The organism is Pseudomonas sp. Marseille-P9899, from assembly GCF_903166565.1.
GTDB classification, from domain to species: domain Bacteria; phylum Pseudomonadota; class Gammaproteobacteria; order Pseudomonadales; family Pseudomonadaceae; genus Aquipseudomonas; species Aquipseudomonas huaxiensis.
This window is the reverse complement of sequence record NZ_CAESCG010000007.1, coordinates 251,087-270,773: the sequence shown is the minus strand read 5'-3', so window position 1 is coordinate 270,773 and position 19,687 is coordinate 251,087. Positions and strand designations below refer to the sequence as shown.

At 63.5% G+C, this 19,687-nt stretch carries 20 protein-coding genes and 1 riboswitch; of the genes, 15 read left to right on the top strand and 5 right to left on the bottom strand.

Annotation, left to right across the window (positions count from 1 at the left end):
- Nucleotides 1-145: 145 nt before the first annotated feature.
- The 8 genes from eat (at nt 146) to HWV67_RS27555 (ending at nt 7,637) form a co-directional block, all read left to right on the top strand.
- Complete coding sequence (gene eat / locus HWV67_RS27590; protein WP_175653530.1) at nt 146-1,594, top strand: ethanolamine permease; 1,449 nt, start codon at nt 146-148, stop codon at nt 1,592-1,594.
- A gap of 49 nt (nt 1,595-1,643) precedes the next feature.
- Nucleotides 1,644-3,038: an ethanolamine ammonia-lyase subunit EutB gene (locus HWV67_RS27585; protein ID WP_175653529.1), complete on the top strand. Its 1,395-nt coding sequence runs from the start codon at nt 1,644-1,646 to the stop codon at nt 3,036-3,038.
- Nucleotides 3,039-3,050: 12 nt separating this feature from the next.
- Nucleotides 3,051-3,869 carry an ethanolamine ammonia-lyase subunit EutC gene (gene eutC, locus HWV67_RS27580; RefSeq protein WP_175653528.1) on the top strand — a complete coding sequence of 273 codons (819 nt, stop codon included), beginning with the start codon at nt 3,051-3,053 and terminating at the stop codon, nt 3,867-3,869.
- Nucleotides 3,870-3,978: 109 nt separating this feature from the next.
- Complete coding sequence (locus tag HWV67_RS27575) at nt 3,979-4,431, top strand: GNAT family N-acetyltransferase (protein WP_095159344.1); 453 nt, start codon at nt 3,979-3,981, stop codon at nt 4,429-4,431.
- A gap of 207 nt (nt 4,432-4,638) precedes the next feature.
- The gene (locus HWV67_RS27570; RefSeq protein WP_095159345.1) at nt 4,639-5,289 is read left to right on the top strand and encodes a DedA family protein; all 651 of its coding nucleotides are present in this window, start codon (nt 4,639-4,641) and stop codon (nt 5,287-5,289) included.
- A 9-nt stretch (nt 5,290-5,298) separates the two neighbouring features.
- The gene (locus tag HWV67_RS27565) at nt 5,299-6,114 is read left to right on the top strand and encodes a M90 family metallopeptidase (protein ID WP_175653527.1); all 816 of its coding nucleotides are present in this window, start codon (nt 5,299-5,301) and stop codon (nt 6,112-6,114) included.
- Between the two features lie 91 nt (nt 6,115-6,205).
- Nucleotides 6,206-6,733: an inorganic diphosphatase gene (gene ppa, locus HWV67_RS27560; protein ID WP_095159347.1), complete on the top strand. Its 528-nt coding sequence runs from the start codon at nt 6,206-6,208 to the stop codon at nt 6,731-6,733.
- Between the two features lie 193 nt (nt 6,734-6,926).
- Entirely contained in the window at nt 6,927-7,637 is a 711-nt protein-coding gene (locus tag HWV67_RS27555; RefSeq protein WP_175653526.1) for a LexA family transcriptional regulator, read from the top strand.
- Nucleotides 7,638-7,812: 175 nt separating this feature from the next.
- Here the strand turns inward: HWV67_RS27555 and HWV67_RS27550 are convergent, their stop codons facing one another.
- Nucleotides 7,813-8,127, bottom strand: a complete 315-nt coding sequence (locus HWV67_RS27550; protein WP_175653525.1) for a hypothetical protein — start codon at nt 8,125-8,127, stop codon at nt 7,813-7,815.
- Between the two features lie 178 nt (nt 8,128-8,305).
- Between HWV67_RS27550 and HWV67_RS27545 the strand changes: the two genes are divergently transcribed.
- Entirely contained in the window at nt 8,306-8,983 is a 678-nt protein-coding gene (locus HWV67_RS27545; protein WP_175653524.1) for a TetR family transcriptional regulator C-terminal domain-containing protein, read from the top strand.
- A 21-nt stretch (nt 8,984-9,004) separates the two neighbouring features.
- Here the strand turns inward: HWV67_RS27545 and mntP are convergent, their stop codons facing one another.
- From mntP to HWV67_RS27530, 3 genes are all read right to left on the bottom strand, one after another.
- Complete coding sequence (mntP, locus tag HWV67_RS27540) at nt 9,005-9,571, bottom strand: manganese efflux pump MntP (protein WP_175653523.1); 567 nt, start codon at nt 9,569-9,571, stop codon at nt 9,005-9,007.
- A 4-nt stretch (nt 9,572-9,575) separates the two neighbouring features.
- Nucleotides 9,576-9,744: riboswitch (yybP-ykoY riboswitch) on the bottom strand.
- A gap of 142 nt (nt 9,745-9,886) precedes the next feature.
- A complete protein-coding gene (locus HWV67_RS27535) occupies nt 9,887-10,786 on the bottom strand; it encodes a proline iminopeptidase-family hydrolase (protein ID WP_175653522.1) in 900 nt (299 codons plus the stop codon).
- Nucleotides 10,787-10,884: 98 nt separating this feature from the next.
- Nucleotides 10,885-11,643, bottom strand: coding sequence for a LuxR family transcriptional regulator (locus HWV67_RS27530; protein WP_095159351.1), 759 nt, complete (start codon nt 11,641-11,643; stop codon nt 10,885-10,887).
- Between the two features lie 177 nt (nt 11,644-11,820).
- Here HWV67_RS27530 and HWV67_RS27525 point away from each other — a divergent pair, with 177 nt between their 5' ends.
- From HWV67_RS27525 to HWV67_RS27500, 6 genes are read left to right on the top strand one after another with little or no spacing between them, the layout of a single operon-like run.
- Entirely contained in the window at nt 11,821-12,711 is an 891-nt protein-coding gene (locus HWV67_RS27525; RefSeq protein ID WP_175653521.1) for a proline iminopeptidase-family hydrolase, read from the top strand.
- A 3-nt stretch (nt 12,712-12,714) separates the two neighbouring features.
- Complete coding sequence (locus tag HWV67_RS27520) at nt 12,715-13,662, top strand: ABC transporter permease (RefSeq protein ID WP_110969074.1); 948 nt, start codon at nt 12,715-12,717, stop codon at nt 13,660-13,662.
- Complete coding sequence (locus HWV67_RS27515) at nt 13,659-14,519, top strand: ABC transporter permease (protein ID WP_175653520.1); 861 nt, start codon at nt 13,659-13,661, stop codon at nt 14,517-14,519. Before HWV67_RS27520 ends, HWV67_RS27515 begins: the two co-directional genes overlap by 4 nt.
- Nucleotides 14,516-15,502, top strand: a complete 987-nt coding sequence (locus HWV67_RS27510; protein WP_175653519.1) for an ABC transporter ATP-binding protein — start codon at nt 14,516-14,518, stop codon at nt 15,500-15,502. Before HWV67_RS27515 ends, HWV67_RS27510 begins: the two co-directional genes overlap by 4 nt.
- A complete protein-coding gene (locus tag HWV67_RS27505) occupies nt 15,499-16,473 on the top strand; it encodes an ABC transporter ATP-binding protein (protein WP_175653518.1) in 975 nt (324 codons plus the stop codon). The genes HWV67_RS27510 and HWV67_RS27505 overlap by 4 nt, the downstream gene beginning before the upstream one ends.
- 31 nt (nt 16,474-16,504) lie before the next feature.
- Complete coding sequence (locus HWV67_RS27500) at nt 16,505-18,046, top strand: ABC transporter substrate-binding protein (RefSeq protein WP_175653517.1); 1,542 nt, start codon at nt 16,505-16,507, stop codon at nt 18,044-18,046.
- 455 nt (nt 18,047-18,501) lie between these two features.
- Here the strand turns inward: HWV67_RS27500 and HWV67_RS27495 are convergent, their stop codons facing one another.
- Nucleotides 18,502-19,686 (bottom strand): SGNH/GDSL hydrolase family protein, encoded by a 1,185-nt coding sequence (locus tag HWV67_RS27495; protein ID WP_175653516.1) that lies wholly within the window; start codon nt 19,684-19,686, stop codon nt 18,502-18,504.
- Between the last annotated feature and the right edge of the window lies 1 nt (nt 19,687).

Sequence of the window (19,687 nt, the reverse complement as noted above, 5' to 3'; positions counted from 1 at the left end):
AGCGAGCTCGCTCCTACAGAGAAAAACGCGCCGCCCCTGTAGGAGCGAGCTTGCTCGCGATCTGAACACCCTAAAACCCAGAGCAACCCCTCTGGCCCGCTTCATGCACCGCATTCACCACTCAAAAAAAACAACAGGTGACTTCATGCCAAGCGATCACTCCGCCGGGACACCGGCAGGTTCTTCCGTCGACTTCGAAAAGGTCGGCTCCGACTACTTCCAACAACGTGAACTGAAAAAAGGCGCCGCCGGCTGGGTCCTGCTGGTCGGCCTCGGTGTGGCCTACGTGATTTCCGGCGACTATGCCGGCTGGAACTTCGGCCTGGCCCAAGGCGGCTGGGGCGGGATGTTCCTCGCCACGCTGCTGATGGCAACGATGTACCTGTGCATGTGCTTCTCGCTGGCCGAGCTGTCCTCGATGATCCCCACCGCCGGCGGCGGCTACGGCTTCGCCCGCAGCGCCTTCGGCCCCTGGGGCGGTTTTCTCACCGGCACCGCGATCCTCATCGAATACGCCATCGCCCCGGCGGCGATCGCCGTGTTCATCGGCGCCTACTGCCAGTCGCTGTTCGGCATCGGCGGCTGGATCATCTACCTGGTGTTCTACATCATCTTCATCGGCATCCACATCTTCGGGGTCGGTGAAGCGCTGAAGCTGATGTTCGTCATCACTGCGGTGGCGGCCATTGCCCTGGCGGTGTTCCTGATCGCGATGGTGCCGCACTTCGAGACGAAGAACCTGTTCGATATCGTCCCGACCCAAGCCGTGGGCGCCAGCGACTTCCTGCCGTTCGGTTACGTCGGCGTCTGGGCGGCGATTCCCTATGCGATCTGGTTCTTCCTCGCCGTCGAAGGCGTGCCGCTGGCGGCCGAGGAAACCAAGAACCCTCGTCGCGACCTGCCGCGCGGCCTGATCGGCGCGATGCTGGTGCTGCTCGGTTTCGCCCTGTTGATCCTGATCATTGGCCCGGGCGCTGCTGGCGCCGAAGCGCTGAAAAGCTCCGGCAACCCGCTGGTCGAAGCCCTGGCCAAGGCCTACGGCGGCTCGACCTGGATGGGCAGCTTCGTCAACCTGGTGGGCCTGGCTGGCCTGATCGCCAGCTTTTTCTCGATCATCTACGCCTATTCGCGGCAGATCTTCGCCCTTTCCCGCGCCGGCTACCTGCCGCGCGTGCTGTCGCAGACCAACAAGAGCAAGGCCCCGGTACTGGCGCTGATCATCCCCGGCATCATCGGCTTTGGTCTGTCGCTGACCGGCCAGGGCGACCTGCTGATCCTGGTGGCGGTGTTCGGCGCTACGCTGTCCTATGTGTTGATGATGGCGGCGCACATCACTCTGCGTATTCGTCGCCCCAAAATGGAGCGTCCGTATCGCACACCGGGCGGTATCTTCACCTCCGGCGTGGCCCTGGTGCTGGCCTGCCTGGCCGTGGTGGCGGGCTTTCTGGTGGATCCGCGGGTGGTGATCGGCGCCGCGATCATCTATGGCATCTTGATTGCGTACTTCGCCCTGTATAGCCGCCATCACCTGGTGGCCGGTACGCCGGAAGAAGAGTTCGCCGCAATCCAGAAGGCCGAAGAAGCCTTGCACTGACCGCCTCACCGCGCCGCCGGCCGGCCCGGCGGCGCTCTGGAGATTCCGAATGGCAAGTTTCGTACACACGGCAGGCAACCAGACCTACCGTTTCGACAGCCTCAAAGAGGTCATGGCCAAGGCCAGCCCGGCCCGTTCCGGCGACTTCCTCGCCGGGGTCGCCGCCAGCAACGACGGCGAACGGGTCGCCGCGCAGATGGCCCTGGCCGATATTCCACTGAGTCATTTCCTCAATGAAGCGCTGATTCCTTACGAAGATGACGAAGTCACCCGGCTGATCATCGACACCCATGACAAACAAGCCTTCGCAGCGGTCAGCCACCTGACCGTCGGCGGCCTGCGCGACTGGCTGCTCGGCGATCAGGCCGACGAAAACAGCCTGCGTGCCTTGGCACCGGGCCTGACGCCAGAAATGGCGGCGGCGGTATCGAAAATCATGCGGGTGCAAGACCTGGTGCTGGTGGCGCAGAAGATCCGCGTGGTCACGCGCTTTCGCGGCACCATGGGCCTGCGCGGCCGGCTCTCGACCCGGCTGCAGCCCAACCACCCCACCGACGAACCGGCCGGCATTGCCGCGAGCATCCTTGACGGCCTGCTCTACGGCAACGGCGACGCCATGATCGGCATCAACCCGGCCACCGACAGCATCGCCTCGATCTGCGCGCTGCTGGAAATGCTCGACGCCATCATCCAGCGCTACGACATCCCCACCCAGGCCTGCGTGCTGACCCACGTCACCACCTCCATCGAGGCGATCAATCGCGGCGTGCCGCTTGACCTGGTGTTCCAGTCCATCGCCGGCACCGAGGCGGCCAACGCCAGTTTCGGCATCAACCTCAATGTGCTGAAGGAAGGCTACGAGGCAGGCCTGAGCCTGAACCGCGGCACCCTCGGGCAGAACCTGATGTATTTCGAGACAGGGCAAGGCAGCGCGCTGTCGGCCAACGCCCACTTCGGCGTCGACCAGCAGACCTGCGAAACCCGCGCCTACGCCGTGGCCCGGCACTTCAAGCCATTTCTGGTCAACACCGTGGTCGGATTCATCGGCCCCGAGTACCTGTACAACGGCAAGCAGATCATCCGCGCCGGCCTCGAAGACCACTTCTGCGGCAAGTTGCTGGGCGTGCCCATGGGCTGCGACATCTGCTACACCAACCACGCCGAAGCCGACCAGGACGACATGGACATGCTCCTGACCCTGCTCGGCGTCGCCGGGATCAACTTCATCATGGGTATCCCCGGCTCCGACGACATCATGCTCAACTACCAGACCACCTCCTTCCACGACGCCCTCTACGCCCGCCAGACCCTGGGCCTGAAGCCGGCACCGGAGTTCGAGGCCTGGCTGGCGCGCATGGGCATCTTCACCCAGGCCGACGGCCGCGTGCGCTTCGGCGACAACCTGCCACCGGCCTTCCGCCAGGCCCTGGCGCAACTGGGATAAGCGAGCGACCTCATGGACAAGCAACCGACGCCCACCGACAACCCCTGGCTGGAACTGCGCCGCCTGACACCGGCGCGCATTGCCCTCGGCCGTTCCGGCACCAGCCTGCCGACCCAGGCGCAACTGGACTTCCAGTTCGCCCACGCCCAGGCCCGCGACGCCGTGCACCTGCCCTTCGACCATGCCGGCCTGCGCGAGCAACTGCAGGCCCGCGGCCGCGACAGCCTGCTGCTGCGCAGCGCCGCCAATGACCGCCATCACTACCTGCAGCGCCCGGACCTCGGGCGGCGCCTGCATGAAGACTCCGCGCAGGTACTGCGCGAGCATGCTCTGGGCAATCCCGGCGGGGTCGACCTGGCCATCATTGTCGCCGACGGCCTGTCGGCATTGGCCGTGCACCGCCACACCTTGCCGTTTCTCAATCGCCTTGAAGAGCAGACCGCCGCCGATGGTTGGTCCACCGCGCCCGTGCTGCTGGTGGAACAGGGCCGGGTCGCCGTGGCCGATGAAATCGGCGAGCTGCTGGGGGCGCGCATGACCGTGATCCTGATCGGCGAACGCCCCGGCCTCAGCTCGCCGGACAGCCTGGGGCTGTATTTCACCTACAACCCGAAGGTCGGGCTGACCGATGCCTACCGCAATTGCATCTCCAACGTTCGCCTGGAAGGCCTGAGTTACGGCATGGCCGCGCACCGCTTGGTCTACCTGATGCGCGAAGCCTGTCGCAGACAGCTTTCCGGGGTGAACCTCAAGGACGAAGCGCAGGTCCAGACCCTTGATTCGGAAACGGACGTGCAACAAAACGGAAACTTCCTGCTTGGAAAACCCTGAATGACGGCCGCTTTTTCGACGATTGCGATTTTTTTCCGCTTTAGGCAGCATCTGGGGCGACGGCTGCCCGAGATTCGCCGCCATTCCCTTCGAAACACGAGGCCTGCTTATGCGAATCATCCAAGCCACCCTTGAGCACCTGGACCTGCTTGCCCCGCTGTTCGTGAAGTACCGCGAGTTCTACGGGCAACTGCCCTACCCGGACTCGTCCCGCGCTTTCCTGGAAAAACGCCTGGAACGCGGCGAATCGATCATCTACCTGGCGCTGCCGGATGATGACGACAGCAAGCTGATGGGCTTCTGCCAGCTCTACCCGAGTTTTTCTTCGCTGTCGCTCAAACGCGTGTGGATCCTCAACGACATCTACGTTGCCGAAGATTCGCGGCGCATGCTGGTGGCCGACCACCTCATGCGCGAAGCCAAACGCATGGCCAAGGAAACCAACGCCGTGCGCATGCGGGTATCCACCAGCAGCGACAACAAAGTGGCGATGCAGACCTACGAGTCCATCGGTTTTCGCGAGGACACCGAGTTCAAGAACTACGTTCTGCCGCTCAACTGACGACAACACGATCACTGTGGGAGCGCCGCCCGGTCAGCTCCCACAGTGGTTTGCCGCTCAGCACATTCAGCTACAAACTGCGTAAGCAGAAATCTCTCGTCGCCGTATAATGGCGCCCTTCGTATTGTGTGAATTCTTACCCTTCCTTGTGGGGTAACTTTGCGCTCCTCGCACTGCCAGCCAACGTATTGAACACAGGTGTCGTACATGGACTTCAACCCGCTGGACCTCATTCTGCATCTCGACGCTTACCTCGATTTGCTGGTCAACAACTATGGTCCATGGATCTACGCCATCCTCTTCCTGGTGATCTTCTGCGAAACCGGTCTGGTGGTGATGCCGTTCCTGCCGGGTGACTCCCTGCTGTTCATCGCCGGCGCCGTGGCCGCAGGCGGCGGCATGGACCCGGTACTGCTTGGCGGCCTGCTGATGATCGCGGCCATCCTCGGCGACAGCACCAACTACGTGATCGGGCGAACAGCCGGGGAACGCTTGTTCAGCAACCCGAACTCGAAGATCTTCCGCCGCGACTACCTGCAGCAGACCCACGACTTCTATGAGCGCCATGGCGGCAAGACCGTGACCCTGGCGCGCTTCCTGCCGATCCTGCGGACCTTCGCACCGTTCGTCGCGGGCCTGGCGAAAATGCCTTACCCACGCTTCTTCGGCTTCAGCGTCGCCGGCACCATCCTCTGGGTGGGCGGCCTGGTGACCCTCGGTTACTTCTTCGGCAACGTGCCCTTCATCAAGCAGAACCTGTCGCTGATGATCGTCGCCATTATTCTGCTGTCGCTGGTGCCGGTGATCATCGGTGTAGTCCGCGGCCGCATGAACCGCGGTCCGGCCAAGGCGCACTGATCCGCCGACATGTGGAGCCTGAGCGACTGGCGTCGCCGCCGGACCCTGGCCCGGCACCCGATCGATCCACAACTGTGGCAGCAGGTGCGCGAGCGCCTGCCGATCCTCGACGGCCTGAACGACGAGGAAGACCAGTGGCTGCGCGAGGCCTGCATCCTGTTTCTGCGGGACAAGCACCTCACCACACTGCCCGGCGTCGAGTTGAACGACGGCGAGCGCCTGTTCCTCGCCGCCCAGGCGCAATTGCCGCTGCTGCACCTGGGGCCGCTGAACTGGTACCAGGGTTTTCACGAAATCATTCTTTACCCGGATGACTTCCTCAGCCCCCAGCGTCACCGCGACAGCAGCGGCATCGAACATGAATGGGACGCCGAGCACAGCGGCGAAGCCTGGCAGCAAGGGCCGGTGATCATGGCCTGGCCCGGCGTGCAGGCCAGCGGCGTGTGGGAAGGCTACAACCTGGTCATCCACGAGCTGTCGCACAAGCTGGACATGCTCAATGGCGACGCCAACGGCCTGCCGCCGCTGCACGGCGACATGCGCGTCAGCGACTGGGCCGAGGCCATGCAGCACGCCTACGACGACCTCAACCGCCAGCTCGACCGCAACCCCGATGCCGAGACCGCCATCGACCCCTACGCGGCGGAAAACCCCGCCGAATTCTTCGCCGTGACCAGCGAATACTTCTTCAGCGCTCCCGATCTGCTGATGCAGGCGTACCCTGCGGTTTACGCGCAGCTTCGCGGCTTTTATCGCCAGGATCCCCTGGCGCGCCTTCAGCAACTCCAGCTCAGCCACCCGCACTACAAAGATGCGGTGGAGTGAATCGGTCAAGCATCGGGGCGGGCATGGCAAGCGTTTCCGAATGTGCCTATAATCGCGGCCAATTTTTGGTCAAACACGGGGGCAACGCCCAATGAGCTACAGCAAGATTCCAGCTGGCAAAGACCTGCCGAACGACATCTACGTCGCCATCGAGATCCCGGCCAACCACGCGCCGATCAAATACGAGATCGACAAGGACAGCGACTGCCTGTTCGTCGACCGTTTCATGGCCACCCCGATGTTCTACCCGGCCAACTACGGTTTCATTCCGAACACCCTGGCCGACGACGGTGATCCCCTGGACGTGCTGGTCGTGACCCCTTACCCGGTTGCTCCAGGTTCGGTAATCCGCGCCCGTCCAGTCGGCATCCTGAACATGACCGACGACGGCGGCGGCGACGCCAAAGTCATCGCCGTACCGCACGACAAGCTGTCGCAGCTGTACGTCGACATCAAGGAATACACCGACCTGCCAGCCCTGCTGCTGGAACAGATCAAGCACTTCTTCGAGAACTACAAAGATCTGGAGAAAGGCAAGTGGGTCAAGATCGATGGCTGGGGCAACGCTGACGCTGCCCGCGCAGAGATCACCAAAGCAGTTGCCGCCTACAAAGGCTAAGCACCTCGCTTGACGAAAAAGCCCCGCACTTGCGGGGCTTTTTCATGGGTGTGTGGAAAGTGAGCCGTGGAGAGTTAGCGACAATTCCTACGCAGTCATAGGCAATTACTGTAATTCCGACCATCAACATGCCGAAATATCTCAACCCAATGTTTATAGGAAGCCGTGTTCCTGCCCTCTAGAATCAGTCCCCATGAATACATCCGGTGATCGACTGAAGACACTGCTGAACGAGTGCAACCTGAGCGCTTCGGACTTCGCAGCCCAGCGCAAGGTGACTCCTCAACACGTGAACAACTGGTTCCATCGCGGAGTGCCCCAGGCCCGGCTCGATGAAATCGCCGAACTGCTGTGCGTACGCAGCAAATGGCTGCGCACGGGCGAAGGTCCCAAGCACATCAACCCATTACCGCGAATACACCGCCCCCGCACGCAGCCAAGAAGCGAGGTGCCGGACCACAGCGCCCTCACCACCTATGGCGAAGGCGATGCGCAACTGCCATTTCACAGCCTGCGCAACCGCCAGCTTGAACCCATCGACAACCGCTACCTGCGCCTGCCGCGCCAGGCCCTCGACCGCCTCGGCGTCGACCCGACCCAGGCGCTGTGCCTGAGCATGCCGGACTACAACATGATGCCGCTGATCCCGTTCGGCGCCCCACTGGCCATCGACCGTGGCCTGACGCGTGTGGTCGAGGGCGAGCTGTACGCGGTCCTGCACAACGGACGCTTGCGCATTCACAGCCTGAGCAAACGCACCAACGGCGTCTTGCGCCTGCACAGCCATGACAGCGAAGGGTTTCCCTGCGAAAGCTACAGCGTCAGCCAGGCTCGCAGCCAGCAACTGGAGATCCTCGGCTGGGTGTTCTGGTGGGCCCAATACCGCAGCGAAAGGCCCGACTGACGCACAAAAGCGTGCATTTTCCGCTGGGCATTGCGAGCCATTCCCAGTATGCTACGGCCCACCTCCACCCTGGCTGCCGCTTGCATGCCATGGGCGGGCGAGGCCTCACACAGCCCTCGCCTATCGACACCTCGTGTCGACCAACGATTTGAAGGCGGTTGCGGCTTACCAAAAGTCAGCCAAGACTGTCCCCGAGAAGCCGGCCACAAGCCGGCTTTTTAATCCCCGCCCTGCCCAACAATTCCCGCCGCCGCCGCTCCAAGTTCACCTGCCGCTTGGCAATATCCGCCGCCAGAATCTCCAGTCGTCGTTCGCCTTCGGCAATGGCTTCGTCCTTTGACGGATAGAGCTCGCTGATCGGGTAGTTGTGCCCGGTTTCGGTGCGGTCGTAGGCGCTGCCGTAGATGCCGCCCGCCACCAGTTCGACCTTCACGACCTGGAATGTGCGGGTCAGTCGCCAGGCGACGTAGGGGTATGTGCGTTGCTGCATCGGGGAAATCCTGCTGCTCGATCAGACTGCGGTGGTCACCGCCGGCAGAAGGCTACGCGCTTCGTTATATAGAATTCAATACAGCGGACTCGCACCAGCGCTGTATATTTTTGTATATTCCGAATCCCGACTCCAACGCGGACCTCTCGCCGGGCTTGGGCACAACAAGGAATTCGCGATGTACATCATGCCGTTCGATCCCCGCCTCGATACGCCGCGGGGCGCCAGAAAACCTCGGCCCCGCACCGACGACGCGCCAGACTCGGTGTGCCGGACCATTCTCGACGCGGCGAGCGAAGCCTTCGCCGAGAAGGGCTACGCCGCCACCACCGTTGCGACCATCGCGCAACGGGCCGGCTTGCCCAAATCCAACGTGCACTACTACTTCAAGTCCAAGGAAAACATCTACGCCAAGGTGCTGGAGGACATCGCGCCCTCGTACCTGAGCGCCTGCATGCCGTCGCTGGACGACGATGAGACGCCGATCGAGGCGCTGACCCAGACGCTGATCCGCATGATCCGTCTGTTCGAGCGCCAGCCCTGCGCCTCGAAAGTGTTCATGGCTGAACTGCGTGAAGGTGCGCGGCGCCTGCCTCGGGAGTTTTTTGCCCGCTGGACGACGCAGACCCAGCAAAGCCTCGCCGGCATTCGCCAGTGGGTCGATCGCGGCCTGCTGGCGCCCATCGACCCGGAACACGCGCTGCTGACCATCTGGGCCATCGCGCAATCCTGCGTCAGCCGTGGCTGGCAACTTCCGGGCCTGCGCAGCGAAGCGATGGACTACGACATCGCGGTCAGCAACGCCGCGCGCCTGCTGCTCAGCGGTCTGGCACCGGCAGGCCGGGCAGCCCGCTGAGACGGGCTTCAGGGCCTCCGATCAGACGGCACTCAGGTGCTCATAGAGAATCGTCGCGCCCACCAGCATCAATACGACACCGCCAACAATCTCCGCACGTTTGCCCACTACCGAACCGAGTACACGGCCGAGCATCACACCGAGGGTGACCATGACGCAGGTGGCCAGGCCGATGCAGGCGGCGGCAACCAGGATGTTGACGTTGACGAACGCCAGGCCCACACCGACCGCCATCGCATCAATGCTGGTGGCAAATGCGGTCACCGCGAGAATCAAGAAGGAATGCTGGCTGGTTTTTTCTTCGGCTTCGTCTTCGTCCTTGAGGCCGTTCCAGATCATGTGCAGACCCAGCACCAGCAGCAGGCCGAAAGCGATCCAGTGATCCCAGTTCTCGACGAACTGGACGGCAACCTGGCCGATGCCCCAGCCGATGATCGGCGTAATGGCTTCGATCACGCCGAAGATCAGACCGGTGCGCAGGGCCTCGGTGAAACGCGGTTTATGCAGGCTGGAGCCTTTGCCTATCGCTGCCGCAAAGGCATCGGTCGACATGGCGAGCGCGAGGAAGAGGAGGGAAATGGGATTCACGGTTACAGTCCAGTCGGGCTATGAGTCAACGACGCAACCACACGCCCGACTTTAGGCATGGATGCATCGTTGGTCTCGCCAACCAGAAAGGTGTTCACGCCACGGCTGCTGCCGAGAATGTTGACGTGAACGCTCGCTGACCGGGGTCAGGAGCAGGCTACTCCCCAACAAGGGCGGCCACTATAGTGGCAAAAACGTGAAAAAAACATCACGCGCTGTCAGTTTTTTCCCGCGGGCACCCAGCCTTCTCCCGATACGCCATCGGAAAACTCAGGCCCGCAAAGGGCCGCAGCGCGGCCCCAGGTCAACGCGAAATCAGAGATTCTCGTCGAGGAAGTTCACCACGGTGCCCATGCACGCGACCCGCTCTTCCACATGCGGCATGTGGCTGGAGTTCTCGAAGATCGCACTCTGGATACCCGGAATCAGGTCCAGGAATGGCTGGATCACCCGCGGCGTGGCCTCATCATAGCGACCGGAAATCAGCAGGCAGGGCGCGTTGATCTCAGGCAGGTAGTTGGCGATGGTCCAGTCTTTGGTGCTGCCGGTGATGGTGAATTCATTCGGGCCGGTCATCGCGTGGTACACGGTCGGGTCGGCGTCGACCTGGGCAAAGGTGCGCTCGACCTCTTCCGGCCATGGGCTTAGGCGGCATACGTGCTTGTTGTAGAAGAAGCGGGTCGCCGCCAGATAGTCAGCAGCAAGGTAATCACCGGTGGCTTCGTGCTTGAGCAAGGTGGCCTGAACGTCCTCGGGCAGTTCTCCGCGCAGGCGATTGGCTTCTTCCATCCAGGTGCCCATGTCGACCGGCGAGTTGGCGATTATCAGGCAGCGCAGGCCGGCCGGCCTTCTCGCGGCATGAACACTGCCGAGCATGCCGCCCCAGGATTGACCGAGCAGCGCGTAGCGCTCGCTGATGCCAAGGTGCTCCAGCAGGTTGTCGAGTTCTTCGAGAAACAGGCTCACCGTCCAGAACGACGGCGGCATATCGGGCAGGTGCGTCGAATGGCCGTTGCCCAGTTGGTCATAGTGAATGACCGGATACCCGCCGGCAGCGACATCCTTGTAAGCGTCGACGTAGTCATAGGTGCAGCCTGGCCCGCCGTGGAGGATGACCAGGGGAGTGCGACCGCTTTCGAGATCACCGGTAATGCGGTACCAGGTCTGGTGGCTGCCAAACGGGGCAAAACCTTCACGCGATTTGATGAGTTCCATTTCATCCGGCTCCGTGCGAATTGTGGCACTCACCATAACTGCTGCCCCGTCGGCGCATAACTAGAGAATTCTCTAGGTTTTCGGGATTTTTCCGGCAGCTAACCCTCCAAAAGCCGGTAATGCACGGCACGGGCCACCGCTTGCACACGGTTTTTTGCACCCAGCTTGTGCATCGCCGAGGTCAAATGCAGGGAAATCGTGGCCAGTGAGCGGTTCAATTGCTCGGCGATCTGCGCGGCGGTCAGGCCATCGGCGGCCCAACGCAGGCATTCACGCTCACGCCGCGTCAGGCGAACGGTCTGCACGGCCGCTTCCTTGCCAAGCAAGGGATACGCCGCCTCCTGAAAGGCATGGGCGATCAGGCCAAAATCGGCAAGGCTGTGGCGCGCCTCCTCCAGGTCGCTGTCGCGGACCTCCGAGCGCAGCGCAGTCATGGTCGCCAGCCCGCCACGCGGCATGTGGATGGGCACGGTAACGCCGCAGGTGAGTTGGGCATCTCTGAGGTAACTGGCCACCGGGGCGTGGCGACGGTCGATGTGCTGCTGCAGGACCGTCTTTCGCTTCGCCTCATAAGACCAGACGAACGGCGCGATGGCGGAAAGGGCGAGGTGCTGGACCGGATCGATCTGGTAGAAGCCTGAAACCCAGAGGTCTTCCCAGTCTTTCGGTGTATGACGCACGCGCACGACGGCGGGGGTGATCAATTCGCCGACGTGATCCAGCGGAACCGCGCTGTAGTCATACACCAGCGTATCGAAACCGAGTTGCGTCGCCATGTCGGCAACGCTGTCTATCTGTTCGTCCAGGCTCCTGCCAGACAACAGACGGGTATTGAGGTCAGCCAGCTTGGCCTGCATTCCTTGCACTCCCTGTGTGTATACCCCTGTTGGATTTCCATCTTGAAGTCCGGCAAGTAGAATGCCACGGCTCGGCGCGGGACTGCCAGATGAAACCTATAAGAAATACTAGCTTGTAGGCGGCGCATTCTCCTGCGCAGGGTATAGCGGTAAGCCATTGCCAACAGGAGAGTAGCGATGTGGCGTGAGATGCAACCGGACCAGCAGTTCAACCTTTCGGTCGATGGCCACAATCTCGTGGTGTACAGCTATGGCGAGGGCGACGAGGTGCTGTTGTGCCTCAACGGCGGGCCCGGCCTGCCCTGCGACTACCTTCGTGATGCCCATTCCTGGCTCAAGGACAAAGGCCTGCGGGTCGTGGCGTTCGACCAACTGGGCACCGGCGCCTCCGACCGGCCCGACGATCCTTCCCTGTGGGACATCACCCGCTACGTCGCCGAAGTCGAAACAGTGCGCGAAAGCCTCGGCCTGGGCCGCGTGCACATGCTCGGCCATTCCTGGGGCGGCTGGCTGGCGATCGAATACGCCATCCATCACCCGCAGGCACTGAAATCTCTGATCCTGGAAAACACCGTCGGCGACATCCCGCACCTGTCCAGCGAGCTGGATCGCCTGCGCAACGCCCTCGGCAGCGAAACCGTGGCGATGATGCAGCGTTATGAAGCCATCGGTAACCTCGATCATCCCCAGTACCAGGCTGCCATCACCCTGCTCAACTACCGCCATGTCTGCCGCCTGGAAGAATGGCCGGCGCCGGTCCAGCGTTCGCTGGGCGACTGGAACATGGCGCCGTACGTCGCCATGCAGGGGCCCAACGAGTTTCTCTATACCGGCAACCTCAAGGACTGGAATCGCCTGAAGGAAATGGCCGACTTCCGCATGCCGGTGCTGATCCCCCCCGGCCAGCCCGACGAACCCCCCCCCGCCTGTGCCCTGCGCATGAAGCTCGCGCTCGACAACGCGGCCGAGCTGCATGTGTTCCCCAACAGCAGCCACATGCCGTTCTACGAAGAACCCCAGGCCTATTTCCCGGTGTTGCTGGATTTCCTGCAACGTCACCGGGGCTGATCGATGAATCTGGCGCGCTACCGGTTTGTCCTGACCCGTCCGTTGCAACTGCTGCCCGTGCTGCTCGGTATCAGCCTCATCACCTTCGTGCTGGTCCGTTCGATTCCCGGCGACCCGGCGCGGGCGCTGCTCGGCGCCCGCAGCACGCCGGACGCGATCCAGAAGATCCGCGCCCAGTACGCGCTGGACGAGCCGATCTGGACCCAATACCTGTACTTCCTGAAAAACCTGCTCAACGGCGACCTCGGCCAGTCCCTGCTGTACAAGATCGACGCGCTGAAGCTGATCACCACGCGCATCGAGCCGACCCTGATGCTGGTGTTCGGCAGCGTGCTGCTGGCGCTGATCATCGCCGTGCCGCTGGCCACCATCGCCGCACGCAACAAGGGCGGCTGGGCCGACAACCTGATTCGCCTGTTCACCACCGCCGGCCTCGGCCTGCCGGCGTTCTGGCTGGGGCTGATGCTGATCCTGCTGTTCAGCGTGCACTGGGGGCTGTTTCCGGTGTCCGGTTATGGCCGCACCTGGGACGACAAACTGCACCACCTGGTGCTGCCCTGTCTGACCATCGCTTTGGCGCTGTCCGCCGTGCTGGTGCGCAACCTGCGCGCCAGCATGCTGCTGGAAATGCAGGCTGATCACGTCACCGCCGCCCGCGCCCGCGGCCTCTCGGAAAATGCGGTGTTTCGCCGCCACGTCCTGCCCAACTCCATGGTGCCCACGGTCAACCTGCTGGCGGTCAACATCGGCTGGCTGATCAGCGGCACGGTGGTGATCGAAAGCCTGTTTTCCCTGCCCGGCATCGGCCAGTTGCTGGTCCGCGGGATCTTCACCCGCGACTACATGGTGGTTCAGGGCGTGGCGATGGTGCTGGCCTGCGCCACGGTGGCGGTCAACTTCATCGCCGACGTGGTGACCACCGCCATCGACCCAAGGGTGACGATCCAATGAGCGGCAGCCCGAGCGTCGCCGCCCCCGCTCGCTGGCGCCTGCGCTGGCAACTCGGCAATGGCCGCCTGACCTTGTATTTCGGCCTCGCCATCGTACTCGGCTGGATCCTGTTAGCGCTGTTCGCGCCCTGGGTCGCGCCCTACGACCCGCTGCTGCAAAACGGCGACATGCGCCTTGCCGCGCCAAGCCTGGCGTACCCCTTCGGCACCGACAATTTTGGCCGCGACATCCTTTCCCGGGTGATCTGGGGCGCGCGCATCGACCTGCAAATGGCGTTGATCGGGGTGATCTTCCCGTTCCTGCTCGGCACCTGCATCGGCGCCATCTCCGGTTATGTCGGCGGGCGTCTGGACGCGCTGTGCATGCGCCTGATCGATATCGTCCTGGCCTTCCCTTTTCTGGTGCTGATGCTGGCGATCATGGCCATTCTCGGCCCTGGATTGAGCAGCTTCTATATCGCCATGGCGCTGGTCGGCTGGGTGTCCTACGCGCGGCTGATCCGCTCGCAGATCCTCGTGCTCAAGGAAAGCGACTTCGCCCTGGCGGCCAAGAGCCTGGGTTTCAGCCACCGGCGCATCCTTTTCGGCCACCTGATGCCCAACGCCCTGTTCAGCTCGGTGGTGTTCTGCATGTCCGACGCCGTGCTGGTACTGCTCAATGGCGCGGCGGTCAGCTACCTCGGCCTCGGCGTGCAACCGCCCACCGCCGAGTGGGGCACGATGGTTGCAGAAGGACAGAGCTTCATCACCAGCGCCTGGTGGATCTGCACCTTCCCGGGCCTGGCCGTGGTGACCCTGGCGATGGGCTTCAGCCTGTTGGCCGACGGCGTCGCCGAACGTCTGGGAGACCGTTCATGAGCGCACCGCTGCTTCAGGTCGAAGACCTCAGCGTGATCGCCCGCCTCGAGGGGCGTGATGTCGCGGTGGTCGATCGGCTGTCGTTCAGCCTCGGCGAAGGCGAGATTCTTGGTCTGGTGGGCGAAAGCGGCTCGGGCAAGACCATGGCCTGCCGCGGCCTGATGCGCCTGCTGCCGTCGCCGAAGCTGCGGGTCGAAGGCAAGGCCGTGCACCTGGCCGGAAACAACCTGCTGCACCTGGACGAGGCCGGCATGCGCCGCATGCGCGGGCGCGAGTTGGGGATGATTTTCCAGAACCCCAGCAGCCACCTCGACCCGCTGATGCGCATCGGCGAGCAGATCGCCGAAGGCATCCGCCTGCACCAGGGCGCCTCGCGCCGCGAAGCGCGGGCGCAGGCCATCGACGTGCTGCGCCAGGTCGGCATTCCCGATCCGCAGTCGCGGGTCGACAACTACCCGCACGAATTCTCCGGCGGCATGCGCCAGCGGGCGATGATCGCCGTGGCCCTGGGTTGCAACCCGAAAGTGCTGATCGCCGACGAGCCGACCACTGCGCTGGACGTAACGGTGCAGGCGCAGATCCTCCGCCTGCTGCTGGAGCTGCGCGACAGCCGCGGCTTGTCGATCATCCTCATCAGCCACGACCTCGGCGTAGTGGCGCAAACCTGCGACAGCATCGCCGTGATGTACGCCGGCCGCCTCTGCGAACTCGGCAGCAAGCAAGACCTCCTGGCAAACCCGCAGCATCCGTACAGCGCCGGCCTGCTCGCCTGTCACCCGGCGGCCGAGAGCACTCAGCGGCTGATGAACACCATTCCCGGACAACCGCCCTTGCTCGACGCCATGCCCCAAGGCTGTCGCTTCGGCCCGCGTTGCGCGCACGCCGCGCCTACCTGCCGCGAGCAGTTGCCGGAACTGCGGGAAACCGCGCCCGGCCACCGTCTCGCCTGCCACACGCCGCTGTTTGCCGGAGGTCTGTCATGACCACGCTGTTGCAGGTCAAGGACCTGCACGTGCAGTTTCCCGCCGCGGGCAGCGGCCTGTTCGGCTTGCGCCAGCGCAAGGTCAGCGCGGTCAACGGCGCCTCGCTGGAACTGAGGGCCGGCGAAACCCTCGGTCTGGTCGGCGAGTCCGGCTGCGGCAAAAGCACCCTGGCCCGGGCCATCCTGCACCTGAACCAGACGGCCGGCGGGCAGATCCTCTTCGACGGCATCGACATGGCCCACGGCAGCAAGGCCGACATCGCCCGCCTGCGCCATGAAACCGCGATGATTTTCCAAGACCCGTACACCGCCCTGAACCCGCGCCAGAGCATCGGCCAGATTCTCGCCGAAGTGCTGCGGGTGCAGCGCAAAGTGCCGGCGCAGCAGGTCGAGGCGCGAGTGGCCGAACTGCTCAATCTGGTCGGCCTGCGCCCGGAACTGGCCGATCGCAAACCGCGCTCGCTCAGTGGCGGCCAGTGCCAGCGGGTCGGCATCGCCCGGGCGCTGGCCATCGAGCCGCGGCTGATCGTCGCCGATGAATGCGTCGCCGCGCTGGACGTGTCGATCCAGGGCCAGATCATCAACCTGCTGCTGGAACTGCGCGAACGCATGGACCTCGCGCTGCTGTTCATCACCCACGACCTGACCGTGGTGCGCCGGCTGTGCGACCGGGTGGCGGTGATGTACCTCGGGCGCATCGTCGAGGAAGGTCCGGTCCGCGACGTCTTCGACGCGCCGCGTCACCCGTATACCGCCGCGCTGATCCAGTCGATCGCCGATATCGACCCGGCGCGCCGCCTGCCCGAGCAACCACTGCCGGGCGAACCGCCAAGCCCGCTGCACCTGCCGTCGGGTTGCGCGTTCCATCCGCGGTGCCGGCACGCCCTGCCGGCGTGCCGCGAAACCTCTCCACCCACCCATTCGCTGGGCGCACGACGCTACACCTGCGTCCACCCGGAGCCGTTGTACTGAAGAAATAACCATCATCAAAAGGAGCTTGAGCATGAAACCCGGAGCACTGAAGTTACTCACCGCAGCATTGCTGGCCGCCAGCGCCCTGACCAGTGGCCTGGCCCACGCGGCGGGGGTATTGACCATCGGCTGCCGTGAAGAAAGCACCACCTTCGATCCGATTCGGAGCGCGCAGAACCGCGACAGCTGGGTCTTCGCCAACGTCTACGACGTGCTGATCCGCGTGGACAACAGCGGCACCAAGCTGATCCCGGGGCTGGCGGAAAGCTGGAAGGTCTCCGATGACGGCCTGACCTACACCTTCAAGATCCGCGATGCCAAGTTCTCCGACGGCTCGCCGCTCACCGCCAGCGACGCCGCCTTCTCGCTGCTGCGCATCCGCGACAACCCCGCGTCCTTGTGGGCCGACTCCTACAAGATCATCGACAAGGCCGAAACGCCGGATGACCGCACCCTGGTCGTGACCCTGAAGAACAAGTCGGTGCCGTTCCTTGCGCAACTGGGCACCGCCAACGTCTCGATCCTGTCGAAGAAAGCCATGGACAAGATCGGCGAGGAAGCCTACGCCCAGGACCCGGTGACCTCCGGTGCGTTCAAGGTCAAGGAATGGCTGCGTGGTGACCGGGTAACTCTTGAAAAGAACCCCAACTACTGGGAAGCCGACAAGGTCAGTCTGGATGGCGTGGAGTGGATTTCCATCCCTGACGACAACACCCGCATGCTCAAGGTGCAGGCCGGTGAGCTGGACACGGCGATCTTCGTGCCGTTCTCCCGCGTCGACGCGCTGCAGAAAGACCCGAACCTGAACATCCACATCGACCCATCGACCCGTGAAGATCACCTGCTGATCAACCACTCGAAAGGCCTGCTGGGCAAAACCGAAGTGCGCGAGGCGATCGACCTGGCGATCGACAAGAAAGCCCTGGTCAGCACCGTGACCTTCGGCCATGGCGAAGTGGCGTATTCCTACATTCCGAAAGGCGCGCTGTACCACAACGCCAACAACCTGCAACGCCCGTACGACCCGGCCAAGGCCCGCGAGCTGCTGAAAAAGGCCGGCGCCGAAGGGCTGAAGGTCAACTACGTGGTCAACGCCGGCAACGAGGCCGACGAGCAGATCGCCGTGCTGGTACAGAAGCAACTGGCGGACGTCGGCATCACCGCCACCCTGCAGAAGGTCGACCCGACTGCAAGCTGGCAGATGCTGGTGGACGGCGACTACGACCTGTCGGTGATGTACTGGACCAACGACGTACTCGACCCGGACCAGAAGAGCACCTTCGTGCTGGGCGATGACACCAACCAGAACTACATGACCCGCTACAAGAACGAGAAGGTCAAGGACCTGGTCGCTGCGGCGCGGGTCGAGACTGATCCGGTCAAGCGTGGACAGATGTATCAGGAACTGCAGAAACTGGCGAAACAGGACGTGCACTGGATCGACCTGTACTACAGCCCGTACATCAACATCTCACGCAGCAATATCCAGAACTTCCTGCAGAACCCGTTGGGGCGGTTCACTCTGGAAGAGACGGTGAAGCTGGAGTCTGGGGTTAAAACGGCGAAGAACTGAGGCAGGGCCTCATGGCTGCATGACGGCCATGAGGCGCCAGTCCGGAGATCGGGTAGTGGCTACCAGGTGCTAGCCGACAGTTTTTCAGCGTGCTTGGGATCGAGCGCCGCCCGCGCGGCGCATCGCGAGCAAGCTCGCTCCTACATCGGTTGCAACGTGCCATGGCCTTTGAGAGTTGGGTTGCCAGCCCTTGGCGCCTGACGAAGAATCGCTGGGAAGCTGTTGAGGTCGACTCGATACCGCGTCGTACAAACAAGGCGCCAACCATGGCCTGACAGACATAGGTACGTTGCAAACCACTGTAGGAGCGAGCTCGCTCGCGATGCGCCGCGCGGGCGGCGCTCGATCTGAAGGACGCTGGAAAGCTTACGACATGCACCTGATAGCCATTGCCCGGCTTTATGACAAGCGCCTTCCAATCACCACATGATCGAAAGATGCGAGCCAGCGATGCTTCACCTCACCCCAAGCTGCGCCCGCAAGAACCCATACAACCCGCCCGCACTGCGCCGATACCCTTCGGCGCTCAGGTGAATCAGATCGCCCCGCGCCAAGCCGCTTGCCTGCCACTGCAGGATCGAGCACTCGCCGCCCATGAACGCCTGCCAATCCCAGAACAACGCCCCGGACGCCTTGGCCACCTCCCGCTGAATGCCGATGATTGCCGGCAACGGCCCCGGCATCCGCGCCGCGCAGCCTTGGGCATTGCGCTGTTTGATGGAGTCAGGCGGGCCGACCAGCAGCAACACCGCCCGCGGCATCTGCCGGCGCAGTTCGGCGAGGGTGTGGGTCAGTTGCTGGCGGTACTGGTCCAGGTCCAGCCGAGGGTCAAAGGCCTCGTTGGTGCCGTAGGCCAGAATCACCAGATCCGGCCGCAGCGCCTTGAGGCTCTCCTGCCAGCCGGCCTGCCACTTGTTCATCACCTCCAGTTGCGCGCCATTGATACCCAGCGCGGACAGGGTCACCCCGGCATTCTTCTGGCCCTGGATATACCAGCCGCCCAGCGCCTCGCCCGCTGGCGCCTCGACGGACAGCTCCAGCGGCAGCCGTGCGTTGTTCAGCACCGGACTGAAACGCCATTGCCCGCCGGTGGCGGCGAGCATCAGACGGCGGTCGGGGTTGGTGCCGTCGCGGGCGTTGAGGCTGGCATGTTGTTGCGCCTGGTACAGCGCCGAGACCCGGTAACGCTTGTCGTCCGGCTGGCGCGCTTCGATGCGCACCTTGGCCTTCGATGCCTGCGGCAGTGACAAGTAACCGCCCAGCGGGAACTGCTCACTGTGCTGATTGCGTGCCGACACCAGTTGCCACTGCGACTCCGCCGCCTTGAGCACCACCTGCTCGTAACGGGTGCCGGGCACCGGCGTCGCCGCCACCAAGCCAATCCCGCCATCGCCATACTCGGCCTGGAACAACCGGCGCAGCTCGCCACTGAAGATATCGGCGGCCGTGTGCGAGTCGCCGAACTGGACGATGTTCACCGGCGACCGCGCCGCGGAACGCAGCTTGCCGGCCAGCACGCCGAGGTTGCCATCGCGGCTGACCGGCGCGGCGCGCGGTACGTCCATCGCCGCCTTCGGGCTGCAACCCGGCAACAGGCAACTGAGCACGAGCAGGGCGAAAAAACAGGGGGCTCGGCGCATC

Coding starts and splice junctions, on each gene's coding strand:
- eat (WP_175653530.1), top strand. CDS start 146: ATGCCAAGCGATCACTCCGCCGGGACACCGGCAGGTTCTTCCGTCGAC.
- HWV67_RS27585 (WP_175653529.1), top strand. CDS start 1,644: ATGGCAAGTTTCGTACACACGGCAGGCAACCAGACCTACCGTTTCGAC.
- eutC (WP_175653528.1), top strand. CDS start 3,051: ATGGACAAGCAACCGACGCCCACCGACAACCCCTGGCTGGAACTGCGC.
- HWV67_RS27575 (WP_095159344.1), top strand. CDS start 3,979: ATGCGAATCATCCAAGCCACCCTTGAGCACCTGGACCTGCTTGCCCCG.
- HWV67_RS27570 (WP_095159345.1), top strand. CDS start 4,639: ATGGACTTCAACCCGCTGGACCTCATTCTGCATCTCGACGCTTACCTC.
- HWV67_RS27565 (WP_175653527.1), top strand. CDS start 5,299: ATGTGGAGCCTGAGCGACTGGCGTCGCCGCCGGACCCTGGCCCGGCAC.
- ppa (WP_095159347.1), top strand. CDS start 6,206: ATGAGCTACAGCAAGATTCCAGCTGGCAAAGACCTGCCGAACGACATC.
- HWV67_RS27555 (WP_175653526.1), top strand. CDS start 6,927: ATGAATACATCCGGTGATCGACTGAAGACACTGCTGAACGAGTGCAAC.
- HWV67_RS27550 (WP_175653525.1), bottom strand. CDS start 8,127: ATGCAGCAACGCACATACCCCTACGTCGCCTGGCGACTGACCCGCACA.
- HWV67_RS27545 (WP_175653524.1), top strand. CDS start 8,306: ATGTACATCATGCCGTTCGATCCCCGCCTCGATACGCCGCGGGGCGCC.
- HWV67_RS27535 (WP_175653522.1), bottom strand. CDS start 10,786: ATGGAACTCATCAAATCGCGTGAAGGTTTTGCCCCGTTTGGCAGCCAC.
- HWV67_RS27530 (WP_095159351.1), bottom strand. CDS start 11,643: ATGCAGGCCAAGCTGGCTGACCTCAATACCCGTCTGTTGTCTGGCAGG.
- HWV67_RS27525 (WP_175653521.1), top strand. CDS start 11,821: ATGTGGCGTGAGATGCAACCGGACCAGCAGTTCAACCTTTCGGTCGAT.
- HWV67_RS27520 (WP_110969074.1), top strand. CDS start 12,715: ATGAATCTGGCGCGCTACCGGTTTGTCCTGACCCGTCCGTTGCAACTG.
- HWV67_RS27515 (WP_175653520.1), top strand. CDS start 13,659: ATGAGCGGCAGCCCGAGCGTCGCCGCCCCCGCTCGCTGGCGCCTGCGC.
- HWV67_RS27510 (WP_175653519.1), top strand. CDS start 14,516: ATGAGCGCACCGCTGCTTCAGGTCGAAGACCTCAGCGTGATCGCCCGC.
- HWV67_RS27505 (WP_175653518.1), top strand. CDS start 15,499: ATGACCACGCTGTTGCAGGTCAAGGACCTGCACGTGCAGTTTCCCGCC.
- HWV67_RS27500 (WP_175653517.1), top strand. CDS start 16,505: ATGAAACCCGGAGCACTGAAGTTACTCACCGCAGCATTGCTGGCCGCC.
- HWV67_RS27495 (WP_175653516.1), bottom strand. CDS start 19,686: ATGCGCCGAGCCCCCTGTTTTTTCGCCCTGCTCGTGCTCAGTTGCCTG.